Annotated in this window: 16 protein-coding genes; 9 read left to right on the forward strand and 7 right to left on the reverse strand. The window is 44.1% G+C overall.

What is annotated here, in order from left to right; genetic code table 11:
- Positions 1–342 precede the first annotated feature (342 nt).
- Positions 343–996 (forward strand): LysE family translocator, encoded by a 654-nt coding sequence (locus DXK30_RS12065; protein ID WP_114701892.1) that lies wholly within the window; start codon positions 343–345, stop codon positions 994–996.
- Positions 997–1095: 99 nt separating this feature from the next.
- On the opposite strand, the gene acnA is transcribed toward DXK30_RS12065, so the two are convergent.
- Together acnA and DXK30_RS12075 are read right to left on the reverse strand one after the other, a co-directional pair.
- Positions 1096–3933: an aconitate hydratase gene (gene acnA / locus DXK30_RS12070; protein ID WP_114701893.1), complete on the reverse strand. Its 2838-nt coding sequence runs from the start codon at positions 3931–3933 to the stop codon at positions 1096–1098.
- A 296-nt stretch (positions 3934–4229) separates the two neighbouring features.
- Complete coding sequence (locus tag DXK30_RS12075; protein WP_114701894.1) at positions 4230–5300, reverse strand: DUF3025 domain-containing protein; 1071 nt, start codon at positions 5298–5300, stop codon at positions 4230–4232.
- A 126-nt stretch (positions 5301–5426) separates the two neighbouring features.
- On the opposite strand from DXK30_RS12075, the gene DXK30_RS12080 reads away from it, so the two are divergent.
- Both DXK30_RS12080 and DXK30_RS12085 read left to right on the forward strand, forming a co-directional pair.
- A complete protein-coding gene (locus tag DXK30_RS12080) occupies positions 5427–6143 on the forward strand; it encodes a metal-dependent hydrolase (protein WP_114701924.1) in 717 nt (238 codons plus the stop codon).
- 59 nt (positions 6144–6202) lie between these two features.
- Complete coding sequence (locus DXK30_RS12085) at positions 6203–6796, forward strand: YchJ family protein (protein ID WP_114701895.1); 594 nt, start codon at positions 6203–6205, stop codon at positions 6794–6796.
- 3 nt (positions 6797–6799) lie between these two features.
- Here the strand turns inward: DXK30_RS12085 and DXK30_RS12090 are convergent, their stop codons facing one another.
- The 5 genes from DXK30_RS12090 to DXK30_RS12110 form a co-directional block, all read right to left on the reverse strand.
- Positions 6800–7267 (reverse strand): type II toxin-antitoxin system VapC family toxin, encoded by a 468-nt coding sequence (locus DXK30_RS12090; protein ID WP_114701896.1) that lies wholly within the window; start codon positions 7265–7267, stop codon positions 6800–6802.
- Positions 7264–8379 (reverse strand): AAA family ATPase, encoded by a 1116-nt coding sequence (locus DXK30_RS12095; RefSeq protein ID WP_114701897.1) that lies wholly within the window; start codon positions 8377–8379, stop codon positions 7264–7266. Before DXK30_RS12095 ends, DXK30_RS12090 begins: the two co-directional genes overlap by 4 nt.
- A gap of 76 nt (positions 8380–8455) precedes the next feature.
- A complete protein-coding gene (locus DXK30_RS12100) occupies positions 8456–9376 on the reverse strand; it encodes a class II glutamine amidotransferase (protein WP_114701898.1) in 921 nt (306 codons plus the stop codon).
- A complete protein-coding gene (locus DXK30_RS12850; RefSeq protein WP_227670753.1) occupies positions 9377–9739 on the reverse strand; it encodes a hypothetical protein in 363 nt (120 codons plus the stop codon).
- 72 nt (positions 9740–9811) lie between these two features.
- Complete coding sequence (locus tag DXK30_RS12110) at positions 9812–10975, reverse strand: homoserine kinase (RefSeq protein ID WP_114701899.1); 1164 nt, start codon at positions 10973–10975, stop codon at positions 9812–9814.
- 185 nt (positions 10976–11160) lie between these two features.
- Here DXK30_RS12110 and hisF point away from each other — a divergent pair, with 185 nt between their 5' ends.
- The 6 genes from hisF (at position 11161) to glmU (ending at position 16900) form a co-directional block, all read left to right on the forward strand.
- Positions 11161–11943 (forward strand): imidazole glycerol phosphate synthase subunit HisF, encoded by a 783-nt coding sequence (gene hisF, locus DXK30_RS12115; RefSeq protein WP_101205985.1) that lies wholly within the window; start codon positions 11161–11163, stop codon positions 11941–11943.
- Between the two features lie 185 nt (positions 11944–12128).
- Entirely contained in the window at positions 12129–12647 is a 519-nt protein-coding gene (gene ribH, locus DXK30_RS12120; RefSeq protein WP_057762077.1) for a 6,7-dimethyl-8-ribityllumazine synthase, read from the forward strand.
- Positions 12648–12863: 216 nt separating this feature from the next.
- Entirely contained in the window at positions 12864–13706 is an 843-nt protein-coding gene (gene nusB / locus DXK30_RS12125) for a transcription antitermination factor NusB (RefSeq protein ID WP_227670754.1), read from the forward strand.
- 8 nt (positions 13707–13714) lie between these two features.
- Positions 13715–14746, forward strand: coding sequence for a thiamine-phosphate kinase (thiL, locus tag DXK30_RS12130; RefSeq protein ID WP_114701900.1), 1032 nt, complete (start codon positions 13715–13717; stop codon positions 14744–14746).
- Positions 14747–14749: 3 nt separating this feature from the next.
- Positions 14750–15355 (forward strand): phosphatidylglycerophosphatase A family protein, encoded by a 606-nt coding sequence (locus DXK30_RS12135; RefSeq protein WP_114701901.1) that lies wholly within the window; start codon positions 14750–14752, stop codon positions 15353–15355.
- Between the two features lie 168 nt (positions 15356–15523).
- Entirely contained in the window at positions 15524–16900 is a 1377-nt protein-coding gene (glmU, locus tag DXK30_RS12140; RefSeq protein ID WP_114701902.1) for a bifunctional UDP-N-acetylglucosamine diphosphorylase/glucosamine-1-phosphate N-acetyltransferase GlmU, read from the forward strand.
- Positions 16901–16942 lie beyond the last annotated feature (42 nt).

Below are 16942 nucleotides of genomic sequence, written 5' to 3' on the forward strand. Positions count from 1 at the left end.
ACCGCCCTTTCACGGCGGTAACGGGGGTTCGAATCCCCCTGGGGACGCCACTATTCGGCGTCACTTATTAGCACTTTTGCTTAGCATCAGATTAGACTAATAAGCGAACAATAAAAAAGCCCAGTCATCATACGGTGACTGGGCTTTTTTATGTCTGTCGTTTCTTGAAATCCTCTATTCTGTTGTCGTTAGCTTATTATTAATAGCTGCTAGCTTAGTGTTGATAGCGCTATTGCCAACCTATCTAATACTCGTTAATATCGATCTGATAAGCATATTGATAAAGTGCAGCCACATACTATAAATGATGGGGCTTGGCGTGATTAAAGGGAAGTGATTGCGATGTTTGGTATCGAGAATTATCTGGGGTTTATCTTGGCGGCTATTTTATTAAACCTAACGCCAGGTACGGATAGCATGTACATCATCACCCGTAGTATTTCACAGGGGCAAACAGCAGGGTTTTATTCTGTTCTTGGCATTACTTCGGGTATTTTGGTACATACGTTATTGGCAGCGCTAGGATTGTCCGTATTACTTGCCAACTCCCCTACCGCTTTTATGATTGTCAAATATGTTGGGGCCAGCTATTTGTGTTATTTAGGCTTTAAGATGCTGACGAGTAAAAACTCTAACTCGATAGCAAACAATTTATCCAAAGATCAGAACGTGACTAGTCAAAAGGCTGTGGATGGTTGGCAAATATACAAGCAAGGTGTGTTGACCAATACTTTTAACCCAAAAGTCGCTTTATTTTTCTTGGCGTTCTTTCCTCAGTTTATCGACGCTAGTTATGCTTATGGCATGCTGTCATTTTTGATGTTGGGGCTGACTTTTGCCACTACAGGCTTTATATGGTGCTTGAGTTTGGCACTGCTAGCGTCAAAATTCAGCAAAAAACTAAGAGAGAATCCAAAAATTGAATTCATGATGAATAAAATAAGTGGTGTCGTATTTATGGGGCTAGGAATTAAGCTGCTGACTGAAAAGGCTTGAAGAGTAGAGTAACAAGCAGAAAAAACGTCTTCCATAAAAAAGCCCAACCCCCTACTTTGACGGAGATTGGGCTTTTTTCATGCCAAGTCTAGTACATCACTAGCCAGCTTCTTTGCTTTCAGCAGCCAGTTGACGTAGTACATAGTGCAATACGCCGCCATGACGCACATATTCGCGCTCTTTTGGCGTTTGTAGACCGACATTTACCTCAAAGGTTTCTGCCGTTCCGTCAGCACGTGTAGCCGTAACCGTGGCTGTTTTACTCTCGCCATTGTCCAGACCTGTGATGCTCAGCACTTCAGAACCATCTAGTTTGTATGTCTCCGCATTTTGACCGTCTTTAAACGTCAATGGCAACACGCCCATACCGACTAGGTTTGAACGGTGAATACGCTCAAACGAGCTGGTCAATACGGCTTTTACACCTAGCAAGATAGTACCTTTGGCTGCCCAATCACGGCTCGAACCAGAACCATACTCTGCTCCACCAAGCACGACGAGCGGACGCTTGTCTTCTTTATACTTCATCGCTGCATTATAGATAGGCATTTCTTCGCCATCTTGTAGCGTAGCGCTGTCATCTTTGAAGTAATAAGTATAGCCCCCTTCTTTACCGCCCATCATCGTGTTTTTAATACGGATGTTGGCAAAGGTACCACGGGTCATGACTGCATCGTTACCACGGCGTGAGCCATAGCTATTGAAGTCTGCTTCCATCACACCGCGCTCTTGCAAGTACTTACCTGCTGGTGAGTCTGGATCGATATTACCTGCTGGTGAGATATGATCGGTAGTGATTGAGTCACCAAACAGACCTAAGATACGCGCGCCTTCGATATCAGGAATGCCTTCTGGCTCCATGGTCATACCATCAAAGAACGGTGGGTTTTTGATATACGTTGACCTTTCATCCCATGGATATAGTTGGCTATCCGCTGAACTAATTGCGTTCCATGCGGCACTACCGTCGAACACTTCGCCGTAGTTTTTGCGAAACATATCAGCATCAATATTGTTGGCAATTAACTCGTTGATCTCTTCTGAAGTCGGCCAGATATCTTTTAGGAATACATCATTGCCATCTTGATCCTGTCCGAGTGGATGAGTCGTCAAGTCAATATCAACAGTACCTGCCAGCGCATAGGCAACCACTAGCGGTGGTGATGCTAAGTAACTGGCTTTGACATGTGAGTGAATACGACCTTCAAAGTTACGGTTACCAGACAGTACCGCTGCCGCGACTAAGTCATTTTCTTCAATGCCTTTTTCGATCTCTTCTGACAATGGCCCTGAATTACCGATACACGTGGTACACCCATAACCGACTAGGTAGAAGCCCGTTTTTTCTAGCTCATCCATTAGATGGGTTTTCTCAAGATAGTCGGTTACGACTTTAGAACCGGGTGCGAGCGATGTCTTAACCCAAGGTTTGGCTTTAAGTCCTTTGGCAGCCGCTTTTTTGGCCACTAGTCCTGCACCAATCATTACTGCTGGGTTTGAGGTGTTGGTACAAGAAGTAATAGCAGCAATAACTACCGATCCGTCTCGTAACTTATGCTGCTTATCATCGATGCTGACATTTGAGAAGACATTGTTTGCTGGCGCATAACTTGCATTGTCATCACTCGTATCAACTTCGATATTCGGTTCAGCTGCCAAGTGTTCCGCTTGCTCTTGCTCACCGCCTTCTTGATCAAAGCGTACTTTGCCTTCTACTTCTGACTTGCGATCTTTGGTCATTTTTTCTAGCGTTTCGCCAAACTTCTCATGCATATCAGACAAATTGATACGCTGCTGTGGCAAGTTTGGACCAGCAAGTGCTGGCTGTACTGACGATAGATCTAGCTCTAACTTACTCGAATAAGTCGCCGCAGGTGTATCGGCATCGTGCCATAAGCCTTGCGCCTTAGCATATTTTTCAACCAGCTCAATCTGCTCTTCGTCACGGCCTGATAGACGCAGGTAATCAATCGCCATTTGGTCAATTGGGAAAATACCACAAGTCGCACCATACTCTGGTGACATGTTGGCAATGGTAGCGCGGTCCGCTAGCGGCATACTGTGTAAGCCTTCGCCATAAAACTCGACGAACTTACCTACCACACCATGTGCACGCAACATCTCAACGACACGTAATACCAAATCGGTTGCCGTGACGCCTTCGGTTAGCTTACCTTTTAACTCAAAACCGACCACTTGTGGAATCAGCATCGATGACGGTTGACCCAGCATCGCGGCTTCAGCTTCGATACCGCCCACACCCCAACCAAGCACGCCAATACCATTAATCATCGTGGTATGGCTATCTGTACCAAATACTGTATCTGGATAAGCTGTCAGCTCGCCATCGACGTCTGCTGCCATCACCACACGGGCTAGATACTCAAGGTTAACCTGATGCACGATACCTGTCGCTGGCGGTACCACGACAAAGTTTTCAAAGGCTTGCTTGCCCCAATGCAAAAATTCATAGCGCTCATTATTACGCTTAAATTCAATCTTCTCATTCAAATCTAGCGCATCTTTGCGACCATAAGCATCGACCTGTACAGAGTGATCGACGACCAGCTCACTAGGGATAAACGGATTGATCTGCTCAGCCTTTCCACCAAGCTCGACAACTGCATCACGCATCGCCGCCAAATCAACCACCGAAGGTACACCAGTGAAATCCTGCAATACCACACGCGCTGGCATAAAGGCGATTTCTTTTGACGCCTCAGCCCCTGCATCCCAATTAGCAACCGCTTCGATATGGTTTTTGCCAACCGACTGGCCACCGTCTTCGTTACGCAATAGGTTTTCTAATACCACTTTCATACAAAATGGTAGTGTCTTGATATGCTCATAAGTTTCGGTCAGCTTTGGTAGGCTGTAGTAGGCATGTTCCTTGCCAGCAACCGAAAGGGTGTCTTTTACATCAAAAATATCACTCATGATAGCTTCCTTATCGTTGTTATAAATCCTGGACATAAATTATTATAAGTTTATGTATGACTGGTGGCTCAATAAATGATTGATCTGTCTTGGATCAGCAGAACAGTTTCGCAAAACTGTCTGATAAAAGTCAGTGTTAACAAAAGAGATAATCATATCTGTAGTGATTAACAGAAACTCCCTTTTACCATAACAAACATACAAGGCTTTGTTAACGTCTGGACGTTGTCGAATCGTGGCACAATCGTAAACGTAACAACGGTTTAGCGAGCTATTTTTAAGCAATCCCTTTCTATTTATTTTTTGTCTTTTTTACGTCGTCCATTGCGGAATACGTAGCTGTCTTCATAAAAGCCAGTATTGGCATTTTCTGCCCAAAAGTGTGGCACCCCTAAAATTGGTAAAGGCGCAAGCTGGCGCGGTTTGACGTCATCATTTGATAATAATGTGTCCATGTATTCGGCAACCTTGTCATCCAAATAGCGCATACGTTCAGCTAATGATAAGGTAAAGAATTCTTGTGCAACGTGAATGACAATGCTGTGAGCGCATAGAGGTTTGCGTGGGTGTACCAACTGCTCAAGCAGTGCATGCCCAAAAATATAGACTGCGGCTTGAGCGCTGTTATCAGGCTGAGTTGGGTTGTCCCATTTAGCACGCGGCTTCACCAAACTTGCCTGCCAGTCAAAATCAACCAATGCCTCACCGATACTAGCATCAGAAGTCACTAGCACTGCGCCATTCTCATCAAAGACAGTAATAGTGTCGCGCACACGCCCTCGACGCTCACTGATGCCTTGCTTTTCGATTTCTAGCATATGATAGTAATTGAGCACAGCCTTAGTCTTCGGAAAGGTCAGCCAAATACTACTATTAAACAAGTCATGCAAGTTATCACGCGTCGGGATATTGCCAGTTGTGCCGATGAAATGCTCATAAGCTTCCCCTCCAGGCAATGCATTTTGAGAGACGAACTGTAGCGTCTGAGATTTGTGGTCATGAGCAGGTTTAGTATGTGGTAACGGCTGCTCTAAATGATTTGCCTGCTGCGTCATCGCCGTTTTTAAGACTTTGGCAATCGTGTCAGGCGTATTGATGCCAGAAGCATTTATATCGTGCTCATATAGACTTTTCGCATTATCCAAACCTTCTGAATCATTCGAACCATCCAAGCTATTTCTCTGTGATTTCGAGCGACTAAGGCGCTCAATCGTGTTGCTGATATAACTCAATTGAGTAATATGCGATAACCAAGGCACTTGCCAATCAATGGCAGCAAAGCTGTTATCAAGCTGACCTTCTACTACAGGCAGCTGCTTAGTATGAGTATCAGAGTTAAGTGTGGCGGGTAAATCACTGGCAGGCATAGAAGCTCTCTCTTACAGGCTATCTCTATTAGACGTATGGATGGTCTATGGTATCATGGTGCGCTTTTTTACTGCTAGATACGCCGCTCGAAAGGACTTTTTGAGCGCTATGGATGAATGAGTTTTATGGCAAATTTTAATACCCACTTAAATGTCGCCTTTATGGTCAGCGGCACACTGAGTTTGACGGTTTATAAAGCTGGATTGATTGATGATTCAGGGTTTTTGGTGTGCGTGGCGCTTGGTACTATCGGTGGGTTGCTGCCAGACTTGGATTCTGATAATTCAACACCGATTAAGCTCGGTTTTAATATCACCTCGTTTATATTTGCCTTTGGACTGGTCATGCATTGGCGTAGTGATTTGAGCTTACTAGCATTGATAGTATTGTGGCTGGCGGGCTACGGTTTTATGCGTTATGTGGTTTTTCATATTTTTACTACTATGACGGTGCATCGCGGTGTCATCCACTCTGTGCCGTATATGGCGATACTGGGATTGGGTCTGACGTGCCTAAGTTATTATGGCTTGCACCTACCACTGACGACCAGCTGGTTTTATGGGCTGTTTCTATTTGGTGGCGCGATAGTGCATTTGTCATTGGACGAGCTGTATAGCGTCAATTTGTCCAATATGAAAATGAAGCGCTCATCGGGTACGGCGATGAAGTTTTATCAGCCAAAAGACAAATGGTGGTACCTACTCTTATATACTGTCCTTGCGCTACTGGTATATGCCGCCCCACCTTTTGAGATGTTTTGGTCACGACTAAGCGATCCTTCTGCATGGGCGCAGCTCAAAGTCGGCATATTGCCAGAATTAATAAAAAGTATGCTGCAATAAAGTTATCAAAAGACCATTGAGCCTAAACGAATAAGCCCAAACAAAAATTAGAGTAAAATATGCAATCTTACCCAGATCCTTGCCCTTGCCAAATCAATCCAACAGCAGAGACGGCAGACGCTCCACTATCCTATCAAGACTGCTGCCAGCCTTATCATGATGCTTTTTATAATGGTGCTTTTTATAATGATGAGGTTGATAAAACAGATGGTATAAAAGCGGAGACAGCCGAGCGGCTTATGCGTACGCGCTATAGCGCCTTTGTGCTCATAAAACCAGACTATATCGTCAATACCACAGTGCCTGCGCAGCAAGCATTACTTGGTGTTGCAGCGATTGAAAGTTGGGCTAAAGAGACGGACTGGGCAGGATTAGAAATCGTAGAGCACACGCCAAAACTCGGTAAACGTCATGCACAGGTTGAGTTTAAGGCTTATTTTAAAAGTCCTGAGGAAACATCAGGTGGTTTAGCAGAAAAAATACAGGCGCATCATGAACTGTCCACCTTCGTGAAGGTAGAAGACAAGGCTAATAACGATGCGCGCTGGTATTTCTTAGACCCGACGATTCCGATGACTGTCAGCCAAAAGCAACCGTGTATTTGTGGTTCTGGAGAGAAATTTAAGCGATGTTGTGGGAAGTATTTAGGTTAGTTTCTAGAGTATTTTGTCTAATTCATAGAGTTTATATAAATCTTCAAGTTGTGGTAAGTGCTTGTCATTGGATAATAGTTCTATACCATTTATCTTAGCTGTAGCAAAATGAAATATATCAAACTGACGTTTATCAATATTCTTGTTTATATTTTTTTTGCTAGCTTCGAATTTATCTAATCGATATAAATCTGCAGCCAAATCTGCTACATTTTGGCTAATGTCTAAAGTAGTTAGTCCATTCATGACATCAATATATTTTTTGATATCACTTTCTTGAGTTTTCCAAAGAAAATAGCGTAAGAACTCATAACGGATAAGTGGAGTTATGACTACCTCTACATTTTCTGATTTTATTTCATTGCGCAAATCTTTCAAATTCTGTAAAAGCTCAGTATCATCTCCATCACTTTTGCCTTCGAGCAGACCAATCAGATAGTTTGTGTCTAACAGTTTCTCTTTCTCTTTCATGATTGCCCTACCTCTAACTGCTTAATTTTTTCATCTAATAAGCTTAGTAATGCTTGTTTCGCCTCTGTTTGCTGTGGAGCATTGTCACGAGCCAGCTTAAGCTTGTTGATATCAATATCAAAAGCATCTTTTAGCAGGTCTACAAATGCAGCATTATTTGGATGTTCTATCAGCTCTGTTTTGACCACGCCGTCTTCTTTATCACGGTACAACTCATAGGCTTCGCCATGTTGTAACTGACTCAAAACAATAGCGGAATGGGTGGTAATATAAAACGTCGTATTCGGAAATAAACGCTTTAAAGTAGGAATAATAGTCGCTTGCCACTTGGTATGTAGATGGCTTTCGATTTCATCGATAAATACCACTCCTTTGACATGGGCGATATTAGTTTCGTTGGTGAAGTAGCTATAACCTGCGATGATAGATTGCATGATTTTAAGAATTGAAGCAAAACCGCTAGAAAGCTCGGATAGTTCGGTTTTTTTATCAGCAACTTTTATAAATACGCGGTTGTTTCCTGAGATTTCGAGAAATTTACTGTCGATTCGTTCGTCTACTTTGTTAAGTAAATTTAGCAGTGTAGTGATTTCAACTTCGCGATTATCTTCGGCGGTTTGGTAAGGGTTAGCAGATTGAGCACGCTGAATTATCCATTGGTTTAATAGTTCACCCATTCCTAAACTGTGCATTTTTTCATTATTCAAAGTCGAAAAACTTTCATCAATATATTTTTTTAAACGAGTATCCCGAGTACCAATGTTCTTATTTACATCTACTTCTTCATAATCAATGGTTCCACGGTTCAAAGCACCAATCATAACTACAGCTGAATTATGACTTTCAAAGCCCTTTAAGCTTTTATCGGAGATATCATTAAATGTACGTTCATCAGAAATTATATTGTTAAATGCAAATAGTTCGTCACTCATAATACTTGCATAAAGGAGTCCGTTGGTAGTGAAGCATAAAGTAAACAAAGCCTCCAAACACTTAGTCTTACCAATACCATTTTCACCAATCAGGCAATACACTCTTTGATCAGGTTGAAAACTGAGATGTACATCACCGACACCTACCAGCTGTTTTATTTGAATGTCATTGCCTAACATGGCTACACCTAATTTTTAGTTGACTATCGATTTTATAATGGGACATTGGATTTAAAAGTACAAGTAGGAATAGCTCCTAAACACTCGCCCCAACTGCTCGTGCAATTGCAATGCCTTCATCCACTGTTAAAAACTTGCGCTGACTTGGGCTGTCTTTATAAATGACATCGCCGTCTTGAAAGATTAAGCACTCATTGACCGCTAACTGCTGCCATTTCTCATTTTCAGTCAATGGCACGGTGACCAAGATAGTGACTTTATCCGTGTCTGTGGTCACATCACCAAAGTTAATCGCCATATCATCATCAGCCAGTTTGGCTTCACCAAATGGCGCTTTACGCGTGAGATAAAACAGTAAGCTGCCCGCATAAGCCAGTTGCCACCTGCCATTCGATATCAAGCAATTAAATAACCCATTGGCCGATAGATAACGACATTGCGTGGTCAAAAAGTTAAACAGCGCCTTGTCATCGGGACGCGACTTAAAGCTGCTTTTTAGACGATTGACCAAATAGCAGAATGCCATTTCTGAGTCAGTATTGCCTACTGGCTGACAGTGTGAGGCATTACCGTTGTCTTGCAAACGCTGACAGCGTTTGATAAATTCGCTATTCATCTGCCCATTGTGCGCAAATACCCACTGCTCGCCCCAGACTTCACGGACAAAGGGATGCGTGTTGGCCAAGCAGTTCTGCCCTTGTGTCGCCTTACGAATATGCGCAATGACATTCATAGCTTTGATTGGATAATTATTGACCAAATCGGCGACTGGCGACAAGTGACTTGGACGATTGTCATGAAACAGACGCAAACCCGTTGAGTCATTTGCCGTCTCATCGTTCGTTTTGTCATTATTACTGCATTCGCTGCGCTCAAAAAAGGCAATACCAAAGCCATCCTCATGACTGTCCGTCATCCCGCCGCGCTTGCGAAATCCTGCAAAGCTAAAGCCAATATCCGTTGGGGTATTACAGTTCATTCCTAAGAGTTGACACATTTAATCGTTACCGCCATTGTTATTATTAAGCGAATCATCGTTTATGCTCGGTTCATCATTTATTGTCGGGTTGCCTTGGAGAGCGTTACTTTGAGCGGCAGATAGCGCATCAAAGTCAGCATCACTCATTTCATCCAGTAAGGCGGCACCATTAGTTGGGATGGTATCCAAAATGCGCTGAGCTTCTGCCAGATCGGTACTTTCTACCCAAAGAACGATACCCGAGTTCATACCTGGGATAGCGCTAAGCGGCTGCAAGGACACGGTGATGCCGTTATTACGTAGTAGGTTTGCGTGTAGCTCACCTTGCATATTGGTATCGTAGCGCGCCAGTTTGTGCCAGTTATCAACTTGATCGGTCATGGGGTCGCCTCTAAGATTTCGGTACTAAAATTAGTACTAGCATTGATACTAGAATAAATGAATAAGCAATGCTTACGATAATTGATCCAGCGTATATTCTTTGATTGCAAACTCACTACTATTTAATGTTTCCTGCGCTTGCTCTGCTTGGGTGATACTACTAAACACGCCGACTATTTGATTATCTGGTTTGCTTAATAGTACAAATACGGTATTTTGCGACTTTTCAACATGCGCCCAATGATAAGCGGCCAAACGTTTCATCAAGTCAGGATTTTTGACCATGATGTTATCACCCGTACGGCCTTCGGTACGGTTGTAGTGAATCACATTTAGGCGCAATAGCCAGAAAATCACCGCGGCTTTTGCTAGCATAACAGGTAGTGCACGTTTTTCATCACTGTTTAGCGGGCGGATCGACTCATAACCTTGTAAGAACGCCGCCATTTTACTGCGGTCAAAGTTAACGGATTCGCCTTGTTCTGCAACGCCCCACGTGGTACAAAAATCATTGATAGTGATGGCAATATCCATCACGTAATGCTCGACACTGACTTCGGTAAAGTCTAATAGACCTGTCAGACGCGCTTCACCTTTTTGTAGATTCCATAAGGTATTGTCAGCGAACATGTCTAAATGACATAACCCTTTTGGCAAGGTTGGCAGTGGTAATTCTGAATAAGAGCGCCAGATATCGCTCATTAGCTTGGCTTCGTCACCTGGCATAAACTGCATTTCACGGTCGCGCACATCTGCCCATGGGTACAAAGGCACGCCGTACTGCTCACTTGGCTGCAGTGCTTGTAGCGTCTCGTGCAGCATCGCTAACGCCGCGCCAATATCATGACACATTGCTTGTGTGGTTTGATCTGGATGTGAACCTGCTAGACACGGTACTAAAGTAATGGCTTTGTTTTCATAATGGATGACATAGCGCTTATCGTCGCCATTCGTTTGCGAACCAGTTGATTCAATAACAGCTAGCGGCGCGGCGACTGGTAGCTTGCCATTTAATTGATTGAGGATAACGGCCATTTTTTCGATATCAGCAGGCGGACGTTCTTCAAATAAAGTGAATACATAAGAGTATGTGCCATCTACATCGTCAGTCGTTTGAATAAACCAGTTTGAGTTTTTAATACCTTGAGTGATCGGAATCGCGCGGCCAAACGACACGCCAAAGCTTTGGCAAAAGGCGGCAAACTGGTCATCGGTTAGCTGGGTATAGACGGACATGACATCTCACTTTTGGCAATTGGATAAGAAGTTAAATAGGATAAATTTATGCGGTAATGACAGCAATTGTACCGCGCATGATAAAACTATGGTGAAAAGCGTAATAATCTTGCGAAAACCTGCCTGAAATAGCAGTGATTTTGCTAGACTAGCGCCTATGAATTGATTATAAGGTGAAAGACCCTATGTTAGCAAAGCGTATCATTCCTTGCTTGGACGTTGACAATGGCCGCGTGGTCAAAGGCGTGCAATTTGTCGACATCAAAGACGCAGGCGATCCTGTCGAAGTAGCCAAACGCTACAACGAACAGGGCGCTGATGAGATTACTTTTTTGGATATTACTGCGACCAATGATGAGCGCGATACCACTTATCATACTGTTGAACGCATGGCAGAAACGGTATTTGTTCCGCTGACCGTTGGCGGCGGCGTGCGTAAAATCGCTGATATTCGCAATTTACTCAATGCTGGCGCGGATAAAGTGGCGATTAACTCAGCAGCCGTATTTACGCCGGAGTTCGTTGGTGAAGCCGCGCAAAAATTTGGTAATCAGTGTATCGTCGTTGCTATCGATGCCAAACGCGTCGCTGATATCAACGTCGATGGTATTGTCGTACCACGTTGGGAGATTTTCACCCATGGTGGCCGTAAGCCAACGGGTATCGATGCCGTTGCTTGGGCGAGCAAAATGGCAGAGCTAGGCGCTGGTGAACTACTGGTCACCTCGATGGACGGTGATGGCACCAAAAAAGGCTACGACTTGGCGCTCATGCAGCAAATTACGAGCCGCGTTAATGTACCAGTTATCGCCTCAGGCGGCGTCGGTAACCTGCAACATTTAGCAGAAGGCGTACTAGAAGGCGGCGTAGATGCCGTACTTGCCGCCAGTATTTTTCACTTCGGTGAGTACACGGTATTGGAGGCCAAAGAGTACATGGCAGCGCAAGGAATACAGATGCGTCTTTAGCACGCTCGTAATATACAAATAAAACCCAAAAAAATGCTATCATAGCGCTAACCATTTATTTTCGTTCAATTAACTAGGGCAACGCCAAAATAATAGGCGACCGAGTCAATTGAACGCATCAGACTATTTAGCTACTTATTGACGCCTATATTTCAATTGAACGCTTATTAAGCAAAGGATTTTTTATGTCGAATTTACAACAGCAGCGCAACGACGTGACTCATATCGATGGTAACCTACACCAAAACGCTGATGCTCGCATTGGTATCGTTGTTGGTCGTTTTAACGGTTTTGTCGTTGAGTCGTTAGTTGATGGTGCAATCGATGCCTTACTCCGTCATGGTGTATTGGGTAGCAACATTACTGTTATTCGTGTGCCTGGCGCATTTGAGCTACCACTTGTGGCCCAACGTGCTGCTGAATCAGATCGTTTTGACGCGATTGTGGCACTGGGTGCAATCATCCGTGGCAGCACGCCCCACTTTGATATTGTAGCTAGCGAGTCGGCCAAAGGTTTGAGCGCTGTGGCAATGGATTATAATATCCCTGTTGCTAACGGTATCATCACTACTGACAGCATCGAGCAAGCTATCGAGCGCTCTGGCACTAAAGCGGGCAACAAAGGCTCTGAAGCTGCGATGGTTGTACTAGAAATGATCGCTGTTTTGTCACAACTTGATATTGATGATATCGATGAAGCGTAAGCTTTAAAGCTCAAATTTATTAGTTTAACTGGTGCTGCTATTTAGTAATAACAGCACCTCATAGTACTAGCCAGCTATCGAAACAATTGGCTACTTTTTGAATTTTCGCCGTATTTCCATACCCTTTAAAGCTTTGAATCAGCAAAGTTAAAAAGCTACTTTGTTAATTTATATTTTGACTGGGTATCATCTCAAAAATTTAGGTACAGACCCCCTATGACTGACCAACTCAAGCGCGCTATTAGCGCTGCGAAAACCGCACAAGCCAATGATGGACAAGCTGAAGCTACCCGTATAGCGAGCAGTAGTGCGGGTGATCAAACATTCGATATGAGTGAGTCTTCTTACAAGACCAGTCACACTGCTATCCGTAAGGCACGTCGCTTTGCGATGCAAGGCCTATACGAATGGCTCGTCACTGATCGCCGCTTTGATGTAGATGGTAAGCTTGGCTGGAAAGCCAATGCTCCGCATGATATTGCTGCTCGCACGCGTGCAACCAATGCCATGCATACCGTCCATATCGGTTATTATCATGAAATGATGCGCGACATCCCAGAGCAGATTGAAGCACTCGATGCGCTTATCAGTCAGCATCTCGATCGTGAGGTTGATAAGCTAGATACTGTTGAGCACGCTATCTTGTTGATTGGCGCGTATGAGCTGCAGAACCGTGTAGAGATTCCTTATAAAGTCGTGCTTGATGAAGCGATGAAGCTAAATAATCACTTTGGGGCAACTGATGCTCATAAATTGATTAATGCGGTACTGGATAAAATGGCTGGTGAGCTGCGCGCTTTAGAGGTGCAAGCAGATACTAATGCCAATCTACGTACATCACAAAAAGCGGCGGCTAAACAGTCTGAAGCAAATCCAGTCGATAGCAACGAAACTGCTGCTGAAACAGAAAGCGCTATCGTCGATGAGCCGACTGCATCAAATAAGCCGCGTATCAGTGCTAACAAAGCTAACGTTAAACGCAGTAGTGCCAGTAAAGCCAGTGCAAATATCAGTGACTTTAAGGCGAGCAAGAAAAACGCTAACGATACCAAAGACTAAGAATAACCATGAACGAGTTTGAGCTGATTGAGCGTATATTCTCACAGATGCAGGCCACGCATACGCCATTAACTGGTATCGAAAAAGGTATCGGTGACGACGCGGCTGTGATGGCATTGCCAGCAGGATCACGCTTGGTTAGCTGTATTGATACGTTGGTTCAAGGTCGTCACTTTCATGCTGACTGGCAAAGAGTCGATGAGTTAGCATTTGCCATTGGTTATAAGGCCGTGGCCGTCAATGTCTCAGACATTGCTGCTATGGGTGCATCGCCACATAGCATTATGCTAGCGCTGGCATTACCTGAACGTCTAGCAAACCACGAATGGCTCACTGAATTTGCCAAAGGCTTATTTCATGCTTGCCATTTGTTTGGTGTGACGCTGATAGGTGGTGATACCACGCGCAGTGAGCGCTTAGTGCTCAGTATCAGCGCGCAAGGGTTGCTCGCCGCAGATACACCAGCCATTTATCGCTCAGGTGCACAAGTGGGTGATAAGGTTTATGTCTCAGGCACACTTGGTGATGCCGCTTTCGCTTTACAGCATCCTGACAGCGCACAAGGTATAGAGTTGGCGCATCGTCTACATATGCCAACGCCGCGTATTGCACTAGGTGCAGCATTGGCAAATATGCGGGCAACATCGATGATAGACATCTCCGATGGACTTTATCAAGATCTTGGTCATGTCTGTCAGCAAAGCTCTGTAGGCATGCGCATCCATTTAGACAAGCTACCGAGTAGCGAGTCATTATCTACTGTCGATTTGTCTGATCGCTTGTTAGGTCAGCTAGCGGGCGGCGATGATTATGAACTGGCATTTACTTTGCCTGCTCATATCAAACCGCCTATAGGTAACACACCTGTCACTTGTATCGGCGAGGTAATTGCACTAGCAGATCCGATAGCGACAGATACCAAGTCTCCTAATCACTCACGTCTTGAACTGTTTTATCAAAATCAGCCAGTGACGCCAACTCAGCCCGCACCGTTTTTAACGTGGCCCAACCTTACTGGCTACCAACACTTTACAGGCTAATCCATGACTGATCACGACTTATCTAAGCCTGACATCCGTAAAGCAAATGACTGCCCACCCTTACCGGTCGGTGCTAGCGTGCTTGACCGTGTGGTTTATTGGCTCGGTATCGGTTTAGGTAGTGGTCTGCCGCGCCGTGCACCTGGTACCTGGGGTACCGTTGGTGGGCTGATTGTGGGCGTGTCCCTCATGAGTCTAGGTTTTATTCCTTTTTTAATGCTGACTATTTTATCTTGTTTGGTTGGTGTCTGGATCTGTGGGCGTACTTCTGAGTTAATGCAGGTACACGATGATCCACATATTGTGTGGGATGAATGGGCAGGCATGTGGATTACCTTATTACCGTTATCTTACATTTTGTCTTATTTATTTCCTAAGCCTGAAAACACATTGTCGATAATGATGATGCCTATGTTTTGGGGCTGGCTACCGACCGCTTTTATCCTATTTCGCGTATTTGATATCTTAAAGCCGCCACCGATTGGCTGGGCAGACAAAAAAGTTGCTGGCGGTCTTGGGGTAATGTTAGATGATATTATTGCAGGCATCATGGCAGCGGTCATTTGGTTGATTATTTACATCATTGTGATGATGTTCATGTCTTTTTGATATTAACGCACAGAAATATTTACTACAGTTTTACCTGTCTTATATATTTGATTTTACTTACTTAAGTTATTAGTATTCAAGTTACAAAGCTTGAACGTCATAATTTTTTTTGTGCAATTTTTTACGTTATAATCCAATATCATATTTTGTTACATTTTCAGGATCATTATGATTTCTCCTCTTTCTGTGATTATTTTAGCTGCCGGTAAAGGCACACGTATGCAGTCGGCAAAGCCAAAGGTATTGCAGACATTGGCTGGGAAGTCTTTGTTAGGTCATGTGCTAGATACTTGCCATCAGCTCACTGTTGATGAAACCATCATTGTCCATGGCTTTGGCGGTGATCAAGTAAAGTCAGAGATTACTAATCAATATACACAGGCATCGATTACTTGGGTTGCTCAAACTGAGCAATTGGGAACTGGCCATGCGGTCAAGGTGACACTGTCTGATTTACCCAAGTCAGGACAAAGTCTTATTCTTTACGGTGATGTGCCATTGGTCAGCTGTCAGACATTGACAGCATTAAAAACTGCCAATACCGATGGTATGTCGATGCTGACGTTGACTGTCGACAATCCATTTGGCTTGGGTCGTATTAAACGTGACCAAGCGGGTAATATTGAAGCCATCGTTGAACAAAAAGATGCCAATACTGACGAGCAAAATATTAGAGAGATTAACAGCGGCATTTACTGCGTAGACAATGCGCTACTGCACAAATATTTGCCTGGACTTTCTAACGATAATGCACAGCAAGAATATTATCTGACGGATATTGTCAAAATGGCCGTCGCCGATGGTATTACTATCGCGGCAATTGAGCCTGAGCATACGTTTGAGATTGAAGGGGTAAATAACCGTCAACAGCTTGCTAGCCTAGAACGCACTTGGCAACGTAAGCTAGTTGCTGACTTGCAAGAAGCTGGCGTGCAATTTGCCGATCCTAGCCGTGTCGATATTCGTGGCACGTTAACTGCTGGTCAAGATGTGTTTATTGACGTTAATGTGGTGTTTGAAGGTGGCTGTACCTTAGGTGACAACGTCTATATCGAAGCGGGCTGTGTTATTAAAAATGCCAAGATTGGTAATGCCTGCTATATCAAACCGTATTGCGTGATCGATCGCGCTGATATTGGTGCTGGTGTTGATATCGGGCCTTTTGCGCATTTGCGTCCTGATACCGTACTATCTGATAACAGCAAAGTTGGTAACTTTGTCGAAATTAAAAAGTCGACTATTGGTAAAGGCAGTAAAGTAAATCACTTAAGCTATGTCGGTGATGCAACCGTTGGCACAGGCGTGAATATCGGTGCTGGTGTCATTACCTGTAATTATGACGGTGCTAATAAATCGCAAACTATCATTGGAGATAACGCCTTTATCGGCTCCAATGCTAGCTTAGTCGCGCCAGTGAAGATTGGCGATACTGCTACTGTGGCCGCTGGTTCTGTGATTACCAAAGATGTTGATCGTAGTGCATTGGCATTTGGTCGTGCGCGTCAGGTACAAAAAAATGACTTCCAAAGACCAACTAAAAAATAATTGCTCATTGGTATTTTAGTCGGCTACAGTCATTCTTGAACC

The organism is Psychrobacter proteolyticus (genome assembly GCF_003350005.1).
Classification (GTDB): Bacteria; Pseudomonadota; Gammaproteobacteria; order Pseudomonadales; family Moraxellaceae; genus Psychrobacter; species Psychrobacter proteolyticus.